Origin of the sequence: Pseudomonas halotolerans (assembly GCF_039581215.1) — a bacterium.
GTDB lineage: Bacteria > Pseudomonadota > Gammaproteobacteria > Pseudomonadales > Pseudomonadaceae > Aquipseudomonas > Aquipseudomonas tehranensis.
The window spans coordinates 299556-314390 of sequence record NZ_JBCNTJ010000002.1; the positions used below are offsets into that span (position 1 = coordinate 299556).

A 14835-nucleotide genomic window follows, 5' to 3' on the forward strand; every position below is an offset into this window, starting at 1 on the left:
GTTAATGCCGGGTCCTTATCGGTTGATGCCTGACCCACACGTCGCCGCTGCCCAGGTCAAAGATGATGCTTCGGTAACCGGTGCTGCCCATGTCCTGGGCGATCAGGTCCAGGCGGTAGAGGGCGGCCATTTCCAGCGCTGCGTTGACGTTCATGCGCGCCACATCGCCGAACGGCACTTGGCGTTGCAGCTCCGGGAACATTTCGCCACCGCCGAACAGCTTGAGCTGGTAGTCCTCGGGTTCGGTGCAATGGGCTTTGGCCTGGCGCACGAACAGTTCGATGGCTTCGTCGGCGTACAGGCCGTTCAGTGCCGTGGAGCAGCGCGCCCGGCTGGGCAACATGTAATGGCACATGCCGCCGATCTTGCGTTCGGGGTGCCAGAGGGTAACGGCCACACAAGAGCCGAGAATGGTGCGCAGGCGAGTCGGGCTGGTGGCGAAACGAAACTCGCCGGGCGCCAGATACACCTCGGGCATTTGCTTCAGCGCGGCGCTCATGGCTTGCGATAAATCGAAGGTGCCACCAGTTTCAACGCATCGGATACACCGTTGAGGCTCTCGGAGTGGCTTACGATGAAATACCCGCCGGACTTGAGCCGCGGGAGCAACCTGGCGACCACTTTGCTTTTGGTGGGTTGGTCGAAATAGATCATGACGTTGCGCAGGAAAATCACGTCGAACTCCCCCAGTTCCGGCAGGGTGTCGTTGAGGTTGACCTGGATGAAGTTGACCCGGCTGCGCAACGTCCGATCAATGAGGAAGGTTCCTTGCTGGCGGCCGGTGCCCTTGAGGCAGTATTTCACCAGCAGCGATTGGGGCAGGTTACGGGCGCGCTCCATCGGGTAATGCCCGGAGCGGGCCTTGGCCAGCACCTGGCAGCTGATGTCCGAGCCAATGATTTCCCAAGGGGTGGTGCCCAGGTCTTCGGCCAGGGTCATGGCCAGGCTGTAGGGTTCTTCCCCTGATGAACTGGCCGCGCTCCACAGGCGAAAGGTCTTGCCCGGCGTCGCATGAGGCAACACATGCTGGCGCAGGAAATCAAAGTGCTTGGGCTCACGGAAAAAGTAGGTTTCGTTGGTGGTGAGCAGGTCCAGCGCCACCTGCAATTCCTCGGTGCGCTGGCCGTTCATGATCAGCTTGAAATATTCCCCGTAGCTGCCCAGCTCATAGTGTTTGAGACGCTTGAACAAACGCCCGGCCACCAGGGCCTTCTTGGCCGGGGACAGGTTGATGCCCGCGGCCTGGTACAGCCAGGACTGAAACTGACTGAACTCCCGATCATTGAGCGTCAGTGAGTTCACAGTGCGTTCCGTGCAGGTATCTGTGTTCATTGCGTTTCAACTTCCAGGGCGGTTGGACTGGCCTGGGCCAACTGCGACATTTCATCAATGGACAGCACCCGATCCACCTCCAGTACGATCACGAACTTGCCGTCGACCTTGGCCATGCCACTGATGAAGTCGGCGCGAATCTTCGCCCCGAAACTCGGTGGCGGTTCGATCTGCGAAGCCGGGATCTCCAGCACCGCCGACACGGTGTCCACCAGCAGGCCGATGTCCTGAGCGTGACCATCCTCGGTGCTGGCCTCGATGATCACCACGCACGAACGCCGGGTGATTGCCGAGTTCTGTCGGCCGAATCGGGCCGACAGGTCCACCACCGGCACGACCGCGCCGCGCAGGTTGATCACCCCGCGCACAAAAGCCGGCATCATCGGCACCACCGTCAGGTTGCCGTATTCGATGATTTCCTTGATGCACAGGATGCCGATGGCAAACATCTCCGTGCCGAGCATAAACGTCAGGTATTGCGCGTCTTCTTCAACCGCGATGGCGGCTTGGCGTGTGGTCGCGATGGCACCCATGCCTTTTTCTCCTTTAAGCGAGCCTGTGGAAACGCACCGTCAAAACCGGGTGAATTCGGATTCGTCGGGTGCGCTGGCCATGTTGTAGGCAAACGCCTTGGGCATCACCGTCGCGGGAGCACGCACTGCCTTGCGACTGGACGGGCCGGGGGTGTTGTCCACTTTCAGTGGCTGGCTGGCCGATTTGGCCGGCGCGTCCAGGGTGAAGAAACTCATGGCCTGTTGCAGTTGTTCGGCCTGGCTGCTCATCTCTTCTGCGGTGGCGGCCAATTCTTCGCTGCTGGAAGCGTTCTGCTGGGTCACCTGGTTGAGCTGGGTCATGGCCGTGTTGATCTGCGCCACCCCGGCGGCCTGCTCTTCGGAAGCGGCGCTGATTTCCTGCACCAGGTCCGAGGTCTTGTTGATGGACGGGACCATTTCGTTGAGCAGGTGCCCGGCCTTCTCGGCCATGTCGACGCTGCTGGACGACAGCTCGCCGATCTCCTGGGCCGCCACCTGGCTGCGTTCCGCCAGTTTGCGCACCTCGGCGGCGACCACGGCGAAACCTTTGCCGTGCTCACCGGCGCGGGCCGCTTCGATTGCCGCGTTGAGCGCCAGCAGGTTGGTCTGGTAGGCGATGTCATCGATGATGCTGATGCGTTGGGCGATTTTCTTCATCGCCACCACGGTCTGCTGCACCGACTCACCACCGTCGGTGGCTTCTTTGGCGGCCTTGCTGGCCATGCCGTCGGTGACCTTGGCGTTTTCGGTGTTCTGGTTGATGCTGGCGCTCATCTGCTCGATGGAGGCGCTGGTTTCTTCGACGCTGGCGGCCTGCTCGCTGGTGGCCTGGCTCATGGATTGCGCGGTGGCGCTGACTTCTTCGGAAGCGCTGGCCAGGTTGTCGGCGGCGTTGCGCACTTCACCGATGATATGGGACAGCTTGCCCACCATGTTCTGCATGGCGTTGAGGACCATGCCGGTTTCGTCTTTGGAGCCGCTTTGGATTTTCGCGTTCAGGTTGCCTTCGGCCAATTGCTCGGCGACCGAAACGGCCTGCTTCAAGGGGCGAGAGATGATCCGGGAAATGAACAGCGCCAAGCCCAGGCCCACCAGCAGGGCGGCAATCAGTACGGCAATGATCGACAGGCGCGCGTTCTCATACAGCTCAGTGCCGTGAGCGCTGGCCACATCGGCCCCGCTGGCATTGAGCTCGACCAGTTTCTGCAGGTCGGCGGTCACCAGATCGAAATGACGTTTGGATTCGCCCTTGAGCAACGTCTGGGCTTCGGTGGTCAGGTTTTGCCGGGACAGCGCGAACAGGTCTTTGCTGACGGCCAGGTAAGCGACCCAGTCGCTGCGAGCGGTGTCGAAAAGCTGGCGATCCTCTGCGCTGGAGAGCAGCTTTTCATAGGTTGCCAGGCGTGTTTCGAAGCCCTGTCTGGCTTCCTCGGCTTCTTGTTCAATCGCCGTGCGCTCCTGCTCGGAGTCGGCCGTAATCTGGCGATTTTCCTTAAGGCGATAATTCGCCGCGTAGAAACGCATCCCTGAGGCGGCGCGCATCGAAGCCATCCAGTTTTCGCGGATATCGATGGTGGTGCCGTTGACCTCGTTGAGTTGGATGATCGAGAACACCCCCATGACGGCGGTCAACGCGAGCACCACCAGAAATGAGGTGATCAGTTTGGTGGCGATTCTAAGATCGTAGAACCATTTCATTGGGAAGTACCTCTCCATGGAATTGCTAAAGCGTCAGCGAACAGTGGCTTGTTGTAATGGGGGTGTGGTGTAGCGGTTGTCGGTTTGGGCGATCTGGGTCAGTAGCGCCGGCACGTCGAGAATCAACGCCACCGCGCCGCTGCCCAGAATGGTCGAGCCGCTGATGCCGCGTAGCGCGCCGAACAACTTGCCCAAAGGTTTGATCACGGTCTGGAATTCACCGAGCAGGTCATCCACCACCAGCCCGGCCTTGAGTTCGGCGTAGCGCACCACCACCACGTTCTGCCGACGCGAGGCCGGGCCTTCGTGGTTGAAGTGATCGCGCAGGTACACCAGCGGCAGCACTTCACCGCGCAGGTCAAGGTAGCCTTGTTCGCGGCTGCAAACCCCATCGTCCTCGCTCAACTCGATGCATTCCTGAACCATGTCCAGGGGGATGACGTACGTGGACAGGCCGATGCCCACCAGAAAACCATTGATGATCGCCAGCGTCAGCGGCAGGCGGATGCGCACCACGGTGCCCTGGCCCGGTTGGCTGTCCAGATCGACGGTGCCGCGCAGCAGGGTAATGTTGCGCTTGACCACGTCCATGCCGACGCCACGCCCGGAAAGGTTGGTGACGGCCTGGGCGGTGGAGAAGCCGGGTTCGAAGATCAGGTTGTAGATTTCCTGGTCGCTGGGGCTGGCGCCGGGGGTGACCAGGCCGCGTTCCTGGGCTTTTTCCAGAATCCGGTCACGGTTCAGGCCGGCGCCGTCGTCGGCGATTTCCAGCACGATGCTGCCCGAGTCGTGATAGGCATTGAGGTGCAGATGACCCTTGGCCGGTTTACCGGCCGCCAGCCGCGCCTCGGCGGTTTCGATGCCGTGGTCCATGGCGTTGCGCAACAGGTGCATTAGCGGGTCGCCGATTTTTTCCACCACGGTTTTATCCAGCTCGGTTTCCGCACCGCTGATGATCAGGTCGATGTCCTTGCCCAGTTCCTGGCTGACATCGCGCACCACCCGGCGAAACCGATTGAAGGTTTCCCCGATGGGGATCATGCGCAGACGCAAGGCGCCGTCGAGAATTTCTTCCACCAGCCCGGACACCGTTGAAGTCGATTCCTGCAACGAGTCGTCGTTGCAGTGGCGGGCCAGGAGGCTGGCGCCGGCGCTGGCGATGACCAGTTCGCCCACCAGGTTGATCAACTCGTCGAGCTTGTCGGCGTTGACCCGCACATAGGCGCCGTCCTTGGCTTTGCCGTCGCTGGTCGCCGGTTGCTTGTCGGGCGTGACCTGAGCGGGCATGCGCGCAGCCGAACGCTGGTCCGGCATCAGTTGGCCGGTGGTGACCATTGCCGTGTTGGGGTCATCCTGCTCTTGGAAGGTTGCAACCAGCCCGGTGTTCATCGGCGGCGCAGGGTCATCAATGGCGACGATCTGGATCTGGCAATCCTCGCGCACGAAATCGAAAACTTCGTTGATCGCCCCATGGCCGGCAGCCGAACTGAATTCAATGTCGAACCCCAGGTAGCAGGACTCGGCGTCCCAGGTTTCGGCCGAGGGCATTGTGTCGGTCAGTGTGGTGATATGGATGATTTCGCCCAGGGTTTGCAGGTAACGCAGGAATGACAGCGGGTCCATGCCGTTGCGGAACACCTCCGGGCCAAAACGCAGGGCGATGTGCCAGAGGCGCGTTTCGGCGGACGGTAGTGTGTCGCTTGCTTCGGCGGGCTTCGGGGCTTCGGCAGGCGAGGGCGCCTGATATTCCTGAAGGATCTGGCACAGCTCCATTTCCCGGGCCAGGGCCGGTGGCGCCAGCGTCGCACCCTGGTTGGCCACCACGTTGATCAGTTCCAGCATGTGATCACTGGACTTGAGCAACACGGCGATCAGGCCGGCGTCCACTTCGACGCTGCCGTTGCGCAACCGATCGAGCACGTCTTCGACGATGTGGGTGAAACTGACGATGGGTTCCAGGCCGAACAACCCGGCCGAGCCCTTGATCGTATGGGCCGCCCGGAAGATCGCGCCGATGGCATCATCGTCACCCGGGTCGCTTTCCAGTTGCAGCAGGGACTCTTCCATTGCCTGCAACTGTTCCCGTGCCTCGACGATGAACGTTTGTTGTGCCTGATCCAGATTGATGCTCACGCTCATATCCTTTGTCGTGTCCCACGTGTTGCGGGGCCGCTAGGCAACCAGGTTGCACAGGGCGAGTGTTTCGATAACGGCTTTGCTCTGGCCTGTTATCTGAAGCCGGGTACCGGCCTTGGGGGCCTCACGCTGGACCATCAGCAGCAGCTGAAGGCCGGCGCCGTCCATTTCCGTGATCTGCGACAGATCCAGCGCCATGCGCGGCGTCGCTCCCAGGTGTGGCAGCCACTGCGCGGCGAGGTCGGCGACGGTGTAGATCGTCAGTTCGCCGTCGATCTGCACCTGCGCGGTGTCATCCTGTGTTTCGTACAGCAACGGCATTTCACTCTCCGCGAATCAAGGAAGAATCAGCTTGGACACCGCCGCCAACATCTGCGCCGGCTGGAAGGGCTTGACCACCCAGGCCTTGGCGCCTGCCGCCTGGCCCTCGAGTTTTTTCGACTCCTGGGATTCGGTGGTGAGCATGATGATTGGCGTGAACTTGTAGCTGGCCAGCTTCTTGACCTCCTTGACGAAGGTGATGCCGTCCATGTTCGGCATGTTCACGTCACTGATGATCAGGTGCACCTTCTGGCCGTTGAGCTTGCCCAGTGCATCCTTGCCATCGCTGGCCTCGATTACGTCGTAGCCGGCACTTTTCAGCGCGATGCCGACAACCTGCCGAACGCTCGCGGAGTCGTCGACAACCAATACACTTTTAGCCATGAACGGCTCTCCTAGAAGAAGGTTATTTCCTGTGAATTCTGTTGCGCGCCCGATTCGCCATGATGGTTGCGGCGTTGTTCTTCGGTGGCGTAAGTGGTTTCCATGCGCGCCAGCCATTGGCGGGCATCGATGGAAACGGCCTGGTCGGGCGACTGACTGGCCTGCTGCATATGCACATGCAGGTCCTCGATGTTGTCGCGCACGTGGCTGAGGATCTGGCTGACCCGATCCTGGAATTGCAGGTTGACCAGCACTTCGGTGAGCTCGTCGCGAATACCGAAGCTTTCCTGTTGCAACATGTCGGCCGATTCGGCCAACCGCCCGGTGACGCTCTTGAAGCGTTCCAGCACGCGCTGGATGCTGTCCTCGGAGACGGTGACCGACTGGCTGTCCTGATCCGCGCCGCTGGAGGCGGCCTGGACCAATTGAGTGATGGCGTTATTGATGATGTCGACCTTGGCCGACATCTGCTGGCCGGTCTCGCTGGATTTGCTCGACAGACTGCGCACGGCGTCGGCCACCACCGCAAAACCGCGCCCGGCTTCGCCCGCACGGGCGGCTTCGATGGCGGCGTTGAGGGCCAGCAGGTTGGTTTGCGCGGCAATGGCCGCGACATCGGCGGCCATGGTCCGCAGCTCGCCGGTGTAGGCGGTGAGGTTACGCACCTGGGCCAGGGTTTCATCGCGGCTGGCCTGGGTGGCTTTCAGGGAGTCGATGACCTGGACCAGCTCACCTTCGCTTTGGGCCAGTACCTGTACGGCGCCGCCACTGCTTTTGCCGGCCAGCTCACCGGCGGCCAGTTGCGAGGCTTGCACGGTGTCTTCCAGGCGTGAAGAAATACCGGTGAAGCGACTGGTCAGCGAGACAATCGCGGTTTCGGTCTGCTGCCGGGAGCTTTCCACCTGCTTGGCCCAGATCGGCATGGCACCGAGGATGACTTCGTTGAGTTGCGCGCCGGCCTTATGGCTCAGGTGGTCGGAGGCGTGCAGCGAGTGATGGGCAATGGCGGCGGCGACGGCTCTGTCGATCTGCTGGTGCTGGGCGCGGGCAGCCCACACGCCGACCCCGGCGCCAATGGCCAGGAGCACGGCGCACAACCCCAGGTTTTGTGTACTTGGACCGTTGAGAACCAGCAGGCCGACGCTCGCGATCAGGGCCACAAACAAGCTGGACCAAAGAATGCGCGGCGGAGTTTGGGATTGGGAATGACCGTGTGAATACGACGTCATGGTTCGGTCCTTGAACAGTGTTGCTAACAGGTTATTTGCGAATAACTGGTTATCTGCGACCCCACCCCGGACTTTAAGACCGGTCGTCCGATTCAGGCATGGCCGAGGGCGTTGACCTGTCCAGTGAGTGGCACTGTGCTACTTCAGGTTAGACGCAGTCCCTGAAATGTCGAGGCGCACTGACGAACAGATGAGTCGCGCACAACCCCCTCTATGTAGAGGGACTCTGTGGGAGCAAGGCTTGCCCGCGAAGCAGGCGACTCGGTTCCAGATCGAGCGCATGACCTTCATCGCGGGCAAGCCTTGCTCCCACAGATATTCTCGCCACAGGTTTGGATTGAGCTAAATTACTTCCCACCGGATTTTGAACCTGCCATCACGAGCCCTCATGCCCACCCAGCCTCTCTGGAAAATCTACCTGCTGTTCCTGGCCCCCATGGTCCTGTCCAATTTCCTGCAATCCATGTCCGGCACGCTCAATAGCATCTACATCGGCCAGATGCTCGGCACCCAGGCATTGGCGGCAGTGTCGGGCATGTTTCCCATCCTGTTTTTCTTTATCGCGCTGGTGATTGGCCTGGGCGCGGGAGCGGGGGTATTGATCGGGCAGGCCTACGGCGCCAGGGAAACCGGCACGGTGAAGGCGATTGCCGGCACCACGTTGCTGCTGGCGGCGATCATCGGGCTAGTGGCGGCGGTGCTCGGCAGTGTGTTCGCGCGCCAGGCGCTGCAGGGGCTAGGGACTCCGGCCGATGTGCTGGAGGACGCGGTGTCCTATGCCCGGGTGATGATGTGGATCCTGCCGATATTGCTCGTGTTCGTGGTGTTTACCCAGTTGTTGCGCGGGGTGAGCGATACGCTGTCGCCCATGCTGGCGCTGCTGGTGTCCACCGGTGTCGGGCTATTGCTGACACCGGCGCTGATTCGCGGTTGGCTGGGGCTGCCGCAAATGGGCATCCAGAGCGCGGCGCTGGCGGGGCTAGTGGGTACGGCAGCGGCCATGGTCATGCTGGCGTGGCGCCTGAACCGTCGCGAGCATGCGCTGGCGCCGGACCGGGCGTTATTCGCGGCGATGCGCCTGGACATGGACATCCTCGGCAAGGTGTTGCGCATCGGCCTGCCCACGGGGTTGCAGATGGTGGTGATCTCGCTGTCGGAGCTGGTGATCCTGGCGCTGGTCAATGGCCACGGATCCCAGGCCACGGCCGCCTACGGCGCGGTGACGCAGATCGTCAATTACGTGCAGTTCCCGGCGCTGTCGATTGCCATCACCGCCTCGATCCTCGGCGCCCAGGCCATCGGCGCCGGGCGTCTGGAGCGCCTGGGGCCGATCCTGCGTACGGGGCTGTTGATCAACGTCTGGCTCACCGGTGGACTGGTGGTCTCGGGGTATCTGTTGTCTCACTGGCTGCTGGGGCTGTTCATCACCGACCCGGCGGCGCGAATCCAGGCTGAGCACCTGCTGCACATCATGCTCTGGAGCCTGCTGGTCTTCGGCTTCCAGGCCGTGATCGGCGGCATCATGCGCGCCAGCGGCACGGTGCTGATGCCCGTGGCGATTTCGATCTTCTGCATCGTCGGCGTTCAGCTGCCAGTGGCCTACCTGCTGGACGCGCACTTCGGTCTGCAAGGGGTATGGATGGCGTTTCCGGTGGCTTACTTGAGCATGCTGGTGTTGCAGACGCTGTACTACAAGATGGTCTGGCAGCATCAGCGGATTGAGCGGTTGGTGTAGAGCGCAGCAGGTGATTTTGTGGGAGCGGGCTTGCTCGCGAAGGCGGTGGATCAGTCAATATTGATGTTGAATGAAACACCGCCTTCGCGAGCAAGCCCGCTCCCACAAGGGTTCTGTGCCTGGCGATGTTACAGTGACCCTCATCCCCCTTCATCACCGAGGATCCCGATGTCAGACCACCGTTCCTACCGCGCCTTCCTCTTCGACATGGACGGCACGCTGCTCAATTCCATCGTCGCTGCCGAGCGGATCTGGACGCGCTGGGCCCTTCGTCACGGCGTGGAGGTGGCGAGCTTTCTGCCGACCATCCACGGCGTGCGCGCCATCGACACCATTGCCCGCCAGCACCTGCCAGGGGTAGATGCCCTGGCCGAGGCCGAGCAGATTACCCGCGAGGAAATCGAAGACGTGGAAGGTGTGGTGCCCGTGCCCGGTGCTGCGGCATTTCTGAACAGCCTGCCGCCCCTGCAATGGGCCATCGTCACCTCGGCGCCCATGGCGCTAGCCTTGCGCCGTATGGAAGCGGCCGGCATTCCTCGTCCGGCGGTGATGGTCACCGCCGAGGATGTCAGCGACGGCAAACCCAACCCTACCTGTTATCGACTGGCTGCTGAGCGTCTGCAAGTCGCACCACAGGAATGCCTGGTGTTCGAGGATGCCGAAGCGGGCATCAAGGCCGGCGAAGCGGCTGGGGCGGATGTGCGGGTGGTGACGGCGACGCATACGCATCCGGTGGCCACCCCCCATCCGCTGATCAAGGATTACCGTGAGCTTGGCGTTGAGGTGGATGAGGCCGGACGGATGCGGCTGAACCCGACGCTGTGACCGCAGCAGAACCCCTGTGGGAGCGGGCTTGCTCGCGAAGGCGTCGGCGCATCCGGCATTGATGTAGCCTGACACACCGCCTTCGCGAGCAAGCCCGCTCCCACAGGGGGGGTGACAACCTTCAGAGTCGGTCAGGTCACCACGCGGTAGCACGGTTCATACGCGGCGCCGCCCGGCAGTTTCATGCGGTGCTGGGCGACGAAGGCCTGGAGCAGCCGGTCGAGGGGTTCCATGATGGCGGCGTCGCCGTGGATCTCGTAAGGGCCGTGTTCTTCGATCAGGCGGATGCCCTTGTCCTTGACGTTACCGGCCACGATCCCCGAGAACGCTCGGCGCAAGTTGGCGGCCAGTTCGTGGGCGGGCAGGTCACGCCTCAGGCCCAGGCTGGCCATGTTGGCGTGGGTCGGGTCGAACGGACGCTGGAAGCCTTCGTCGATTTTCAGCAACCAGTTGAAGTGGAAGGCGTCGTTGCGTTCGCGGCGGAACTGTTTGACCGCTTTGAGCCCTTGGGTCATCTGCCGCGCCACTTCGGCCGGATCGTCGATGATGATCTGGTAATGCTTCTGTGCAGCCTCGCCCAGGGTCGCACCGACAAAGGCATGCAGTTGATCAAGGTACGGCGCGGCGCTCTTGGGCCCGGTAAGAACGACCGGGAAGGGCAGGTCCTGGTTGGCCGGGTGCATGAGAATGCCCAGCAGGTAGAGGAACTCTTCCGCCGTACCGGCGCCGCCCGGGAAGATGATGATGCCGTGACCCACACGCACGAAAGCTTCCAGGCGCTTCTCGATGTCCGGCAGGATCACCAGCTCATTGACGATCGGGTTCGGCGCTTCGGCGGCGATGATGCCAGGCTCCGTCAGGCCCAGGTAACGGCCGCCGTGGATGCGCTGTTTGGCGTGGGCGATGGTGGCGCCTTTCATCGGGCCTTTCATCACGCCCGGGCCGCAGCCGGTGCAGATGTCCAGGCTGCGCAGGCCCAGTTCGTGGCCGACTTTCTTGGTGTATTTGTATTCTTCGGTGTTGATCGAGTGGCCGCCCCAGCACACAACGATTTTTGGCTCCACCCCAGGGCGCAATGTGCGGGCGTTGCGCAGCAGGTGGAAGACGTAGTCGCTGATGCCTTGGGAGGAACTGAGGTCGATGCGCTGGCTGTCCAGTTCGTTCTCGGTGTAGACGATGTCGCGCAGGGCGCTGAACAGCATCTCGCGGGTGCTGGCGATCATTTCGCCATCGACGAAGGCGTCGGCCGGGGCGTTCAGCAGTTCCAGGCGTACGCCCCGGTCTTGCTGGTGAATACGGATCTCGAAGTCCTTGTAGGCTTCCAGGATGGTCTTGGCGTTATCGACATGGGCGCCGGTGTTGAGAATGGCCAGGGCGCACTGGCGGAAGAGGGTATAGATACTGCCGGAACCGGCTTCACTCAGTTGCTGGACTTCGCGCTGGGACAAAGTCTCCAGGCTGCCCTTCGGGCTGACCGAGGCGTTGATTACATGTCTTTGATTCATTCAGCTTTCCTTGAAAACGATGCCGTACTCACAACGACGGCATCTTGAAAAAAACGTCCACACAGAAAGATCGCACGATCCTTGCGGTATCGCCATGGACTTTGATCCGGATCCTTCGGGTCGGTTGCAACACAAAATGAGCCCCAGCATAGCTAAATCCACCGGGCAGGCGATAATGCGGGACTTTTTTTACGCCGCACAAGGAAATTGCACCGCGATGTTCGAGCTCAAGCCGTGGGACGCCGAAGTCTACCGACGCCAGACCCGACGCAGTACCCTCATCGTCGCCGTGACGTTCCTGGCACTGGCGATGCTGTTGTCCAGCCTTTCGGTGATGCTGTTCGGCACGCCCGGGGGGGATAATTTCCGCTTCAATCTCGGCGGGGTGATTGCCGCGGTACTGGTGATGGTCGCCTTGATGCGCCTGTATTTCTGGTCGCAGCCGTGGATGGCCGCGGCGGTGTACGGCTGGCAGCTCAAGCGCAGCTTGATGAGCATCACCAATGTGATGCACCAGGTGAAGGCCGGGGTGCAGGCCCAGGATCCCGCGGCCATGAAACTGTTGCGTTTCTATCACCTGGGGCTGACCCAGATGCATCAGCTCGATGCCAATTCCAGCGCCCAGGGCTCAGTCACCCGGGAGGCCGACGAGCACCTTGCGGCAATGCAGGCGCTCAACCTTGAGGCTGAACAGCCATGCCTGGACCCTGCCTGGATCGAGGCGGTGAAAAGGGCTTACAGCCAGCGCTGATCGATATCGCAGAAGCCAACCTGCCCCGGTTGGCGTTCGCGCGGGGTCAGCAGGCTTGGGCAGCTTGGGCCATGCGTTGCAGAAACATCGCCAGTGCGGCTTCCTCTTCGCTGAGGCCTTTGCGGACCCGAGGGTTGGGCAGCTCCTTCAAAGAGCCCAGCAGGAAACCCTCCACCACGGCGGGATGGATGTAGCATTTACGACAGACGGACGGTGTATTGCCCAGTTGCCGGGCGACCTGCCTGACCATTTCGGCGAGGTGTTTTTTTGCCTCAGTCTCGGTTTCCCAGCACAGCAGTCGCAGCCCCGCCAACGCCGCCGCGCTGCCGGCCCAGGTGCGGTAGTCCTTGGCGGTGAAGTCCGCGCCGGTGAGGCGCTTGAGGTAGGCGTTGATGTCGGACGAGCTGATGGAGTGGCGTTCGCCGTTGTCGTCCAGGTACTGGAACAGGTTCTGCCCGGGTATTTCCTGGCAGCGCTTGATGATCCGCGCCAGACGCCGGTCTTTCACGGTGATCTGGTGTTCGACGCCGCTCTTGCCACGGAACTGGAAGGCAATGGCGCTGCCGTTGACCTCGACGTGCTTGCTGCGCAGGGTGGTCAGGCCGTAGGAGCGGTTGTCCCGCGCATACTGGGGGTTGCCGACCCGGATCAGGGTGACGTCCAGCAACGTGATCACCGTGGCCATGACCTTGTCGCGGCTGAATCCGGGCGTGGCCAGGATCTGTTCTAGGCGTTTGCGCAAGCGCGGCAGGGTACGGCCGAACTCCAGCATTCGGGAGTATTTGTCGGCATCGCGCACTTCGCGCCAACGTGGGTGGTAGCGGTATTGCTTGCGCCCGCGGGCGTCCCGGCCGGTGGCCTGGAGATGACCGCGCGGGTCGGTGCAGATCCATACGTCGGTATAGGCCGGCGGCACGGCCAGGGCGTTGAGGCGCTGGATTTCAGCCGCATCGGTGATCCGCTGGCCCTGGGGATCGAAATAGCAGAACTTGCCCCGCACCTTCCTGCGAGTAATGCCGGGGGCGGTGTCATCGACATAATGCAGATCGGCCGGCAGCGCATCCGGCGGCAGGGTGTCGGGCATGAAAAAGGTCCTTGGCCACGAATCCAGTGGTCTATGAAAACATTGACCGCAGGCCGTTGCGGTCGTGCCAAGTTTCTGAGGTCGAGGTCTGAGGTAGATCACCGAACCTGTGGGAGCGGGCTTGCTCGCGAAGGCGTCGGCACATCCAACATGGACGGTGCCTGGCCCACCGCCTTCGCGAGCCAGCCCGCTCCCACAAGGGATTTGTGTGGGGCGATGCCCTACGCCAACACCGCCACCGCCTTGATCTGTGCCCACAGCATCTGCCCAGGATGAAGCTTGAGCTGATCGCGGGAGTAACGGGTGATGCGCGCCAACAGCGGTGTACCGGCAGCCTCCAGCCGTATCAGCACATGGGCGGCGTTGTCGGCGGCCAGTTCGCTGACCACGGTAACAGGCAAACGGTTGAGGATGCTGGTCTGGGCATCGTTCGTCAGGCTGAGGCTGACATCACGGGCCTGGACCTTGAAGCGCAGCGGCTGGCCGATGGCCAGGGGCGTGTGGGCGACACGCACATTCAAGAGGCTGTCGGGCAGGGTCAGGGACAGCAATTGATAGGCGGCGTCATAACCGCTGACCTTGCCCTGGACCACCACGCCCGCGTCATCGCCCAACGCCAGCGGCAGGTCGAGTCGCGCCAGTGTTTCGCCGATCGGCCCGCTGGCCAGTACACGACCGGCGTCCAGCAGCACGATGTGGTCGGCCAGCCGCGCCACTTCGTCCTGCGAATGGCTGACGTACAGCACTGGGATGTCCAACTCGTCGTGCAGGCGTTGCAGGTAGGGCAGGATTTCGTTCTTGCGCCGAGTATCCAGGGCGGCCAGCGGCTCGTCCATCAGCAGCAGTCGTGGGCTGGTCAGCAGGGCCCGGGCGATGCCGACCCGCTGGCGTTCGCCGCCGGACAGGTTGTGTGGCTGTCGATCCAGCAAGTGACCGATGCCCAGCAGCTCGGTGGCCTGGTCCATGTCCACCCGTCGTTGCGCCGGCGCGATGCGCTTGAGGCCGAACGCCAGGTTGGCCTGCACGGACAGATGCGCGAACAGGCTCGCCTCCTGGAACACGTACCCCAGCGCCCGTTGATGGGGCGGCACGAACACGCTGCGCTCGCTGTCCTGCCAGACTTCGCCATTGACCTGGATGAAACCCCGGGGCGGCCTTTCCAGCCCGGCGATGCAGCGCAGGCAGGTGGTCTTGCCGGAACCGGACTGGCCGTACAGCGCGGTCACGCCACGGCCCGGCAGTTGCACATCCAGGTCCAGGGAGAAGTCTCCATGGTCGAGCTGAAAACGCGCTTGAATCATC

Annotated in this window: 14 protein-coding genes; 3 read left to right on the forward strand and 11 right to left on the reverse strand. The window is 62.2% G+C overall.

What is annotated here, in order from left to right; genetic code table 11:
* Position 1: 1 nt before the first annotated feature.
* The 8 genes from cheD to AAIS01_RS03850 are packed head-to-tail and all read right to left on the reverse strand — an operon-like array spanning position 2 to position 7633.
* Positions 2-499: a chemoreceptor glutamine deamidase CheD gene (gene cheD / locus AAIS01_RS03815; protein ID WP_343467869.1), complete on the reverse strand. Its 498-nt coding sequence runs from the start codon at positions 497-499 to the stop codon at positions 2-4.
* Positions 496-1332 carry a CheR family methyltransferase gene (locus AAIS01_RS03820; protein WP_092399031.1) on the reverse strand — a complete coding sequence of 279 codons (837 nt, stop codon included), beginning with the start codon at positions 1330-1332 and terminating at the stop codon, positions 496-498. Before AAIS01_RS03820 ends, cheD begins: the two co-directional genes overlap by 4 nt.
* Entirely contained in the window at positions 1329-1865 is a 537-nt protein-coding gene (locus AAIS01_RS03825; protein ID WP_092399029.1) for a chemotaxis protein CheW, read from the reverse strand. Before AAIS01_RS03825 ends, AAIS01_RS03820 begins: the two co-directional genes overlap by 4 nt.
* Positions 1866-1904: 39 nt before the next feature.
* On the reverse strand, positions 1905-3563 hold the full coding sequence (locus AAIS01_RS03830; protein ID WP_186657531.1) for a methyl-accepting chemotaxis protein: 1659 nt from the start codon (positions 3561-3563) through the stop codon (positions 1905-1907).
* A 33-nt stretch (positions 3564-3596) separates the two neighbouring features.
* Positions 3597-5696, reverse strand: a complete 2100-nt coding sequence (locus AAIS01_RS03835; RefSeq protein ID WP_343467870.1) for a chemotaxis protein CheA — start codon at positions 5694-5696, stop codon at positions 3597-3599.
* Positions 5697-5735: 39 nt separating this feature from the next.
* On the reverse strand, positions 5736-6020 hold the full coding sequence (locus tag AAIS01_RS03840; RefSeq protein ID WP_214918712.1) for an STAS domain-containing protein: 285 nt from the start codon (positions 6018-6020) through the stop codon (positions 5736-5738).
* A 15-nt stretch (positions 6021-6035) separates the two neighbouring features.
* Complete coding sequence (locus AAIS01_RS03845; protein WP_047227658.1) at positions 6036-6404, reverse strand: response regulator; 369 nt, start codon at positions 6402-6404, stop codon at positions 6036-6038.
* Positions 6405-6415: 11 nt separating this feature from the next.
* Positions 6416-7633, reverse strand: coding sequence for a methyl-accepting chemotaxis protein (locus tag AAIS01_RS03850; protein WP_343467871.1), 1218 nt, complete (start codon positions 7631-7633; stop codon positions 6416-6418).
* 388 nt (positions 7634-8021) lie between these two features.
* On the opposite strand from AAIS01_RS03850, the gene AAIS01_RS03855 reads away from it, so the two are divergent.
* The gene (locus AAIS01_RS03855) at positions 8022-9368 is read left to right on the forward strand and encodes an MATE family efflux transporter (protein WP_186657523.1); all 1347 of its coding nucleotides are present in this window, start codon (positions 8022-8024) and stop codon (positions 9366-9368) included.
* Positions 9369-9536: 168 nt separating this feature from the next.
* Positions 9537-10193 carry an HAD-IA family hydrolase gene (locus AAIS01_RS03860; RefSeq protein WP_343467872.1) on the forward strand — a complete coding sequence of 219 codons (657 nt, stop codon included), beginning with the start codon at positions 9537-9539 and terminating at the stop codon, positions 10191-10193.
* A 131-nt stretch (positions 10194-10324) separates the two neighbouring features.
* On the opposite strand, the gene ppnN is transcribed toward AAIS01_RS03860, so the two are convergent.
* Positions 10325-11698: a nucleotide 5'-monophosphate nucleosidase PpnN gene (gene ppnN / locus AAIS01_RS03865; RefSeq protein ID WP_047227654.1), complete on the reverse strand. Its 1374-nt coding sequence runs from the start codon at positions 11696-11698 to the stop codon at positions 10325-10327.
* Positions 11699-11915: 217 nt separating this feature from the next.
* Here ppnN and AAIS01_RS03870 point away from each other — a divergent pair, with 217 nt between their 5' ends.
* Complete coding sequence (locus tag AAIS01_RS03870) at positions 11916-12449, forward strand: DUF3087 family protein (RefSeq protein ID WP_343467873.1); 534 nt, start codon at positions 11916-11918, stop codon at positions 12447-12449.
* A gap of 46 nt (positions 12450-12495) precedes the next feature.
* Here the strand turns inward: AAIS01_RS03870 and AAIS01_RS03875 are convergent, their stop codons facing one another.
* Both AAIS01_RS03875 and modC read right to left on the reverse strand, forming a co-directional pair.
* Positions 12496-13533 carry a DNA topoisomerase IB gene (locus AAIS01_RS03875; RefSeq protein WP_343467874.1) on the reverse strand — a complete coding sequence of 346 codons (1038 nt, stop codon included), beginning with the start codon at positions 13531-13533 and terminating at the stop codon, positions 12496-12498.
* Between the two features lie 221 nt (positions 13534-13754).
* Positions 13755-14834 (reverse strand): molybdenum ABC transporter ATP-binding protein, encoded by a 1080-nt coding sequence (modC, locus tag AAIS01_RS03880; RefSeq protein WP_343467876.1) that lies wholly within the window; start codon positions 14832-14834, stop codon positions 13755-13757.
* Position 14835 lies beyond the last annotated feature (1 nt).

What these genes read in the sequence shown, in the direction of transcription:
- AAIS01_RS03855 (WP_186657523.1), top strand. Translation starts at nt 8,022, where the DNA reads ATGCCCACCCAGCCTCTCTGGAAAATCTACCTGCTGTTCCTGGCCCCC.
- ppnN (WP_047227654.1), bottom strand. Translation starts at nt 11,698, where the DNA reads ATGAATCAAAGACATGTAATCAACGCCTCGGTCAGCCCGAAGGGCAGC.
- AAIS01_RS03850 (WP_343467871.1), bottom strand. Translation starts at nt 7,633, where the DNA reads ATGACGTCGTATTCACACGGTCATTCCCAATCCCAAACTCCGCCGCGC.
- AAIS01_RS03875 (WP_343467874.1), bottom strand. Translation starts at nt 13,533, where the DNA reads ATGCCCGACACCCTGCCGCCGGATGCGCTGCCGGCCGATCTGCATTAT.
- AAIS01_RS03860 (WP_343467872.1), top strand. Translation starts at nt 9,537, where the DNA reads ATGTCAGACCACCGTTCCTACCGCGCCTTCCTCTTCGACATGGACGGC.
- AAIS01_RS03820 (WP_092399031.1), bottom strand. Translation starts at nt 1,332, where the DNA reads ATGAACACAGATACCTGCACGGAACGCACTGTGAACTCACTGACGCTC.
- AAIS01_RS03845 (WP_047227658.1), bottom strand. Translation starts at nt 6,404, where the DNA reads ATGGCTAAAAGTGTATTGGTTGTCGACGACTCCGCGAGCGTTCGGCAG.
- cheD (WP_343467869.1), bottom strand. Translation starts at nt 499, where the DNA reads ATGAGCGCCGCGCTGAAGCAAATGCCCGAGGTGTATCTGGCGCCCGGC.
- AAIS01_RS03840 (WP_214918712.1), bottom strand. Translation starts at nt 6,020, where the DNA reads ATGCCGTTGCTGTACGAAACACAGGATGACACCGCGCAGGTGCAGATC.
- AAIS01_RS03870 (WP_343467873.1), top strand. Translation starts at nt 11,916, where the DNA reads ATGTTCGAGCTCAAGCCGTGGGACGCCGAAGTCTACCGACGCCAGACC.
- AAIS01_RS03825 (WP_092399029.1), bottom strand. Translation starts at nt 1,865, where the DNA reads ATGGGTGCCATCGCGACCACACGCCAAGCCGCCATCGCGGTTGAAGAA.
- modC (WP_343467876.1), bottom strand. Translation starts at nt 14,834, where the DNA reads ATGATTCAAGCGCGTTTTCAGCTCGACCATGGAGACTTCTCCCTGGAC.
- AAIS01_RS03830 (WP_186657531.1), bottom strand. Translation starts at nt 3,563, where the DNA reads ATGAAATGGTTCTACGATCTTAGAATCGCCACCAAACTGATCACCTCA.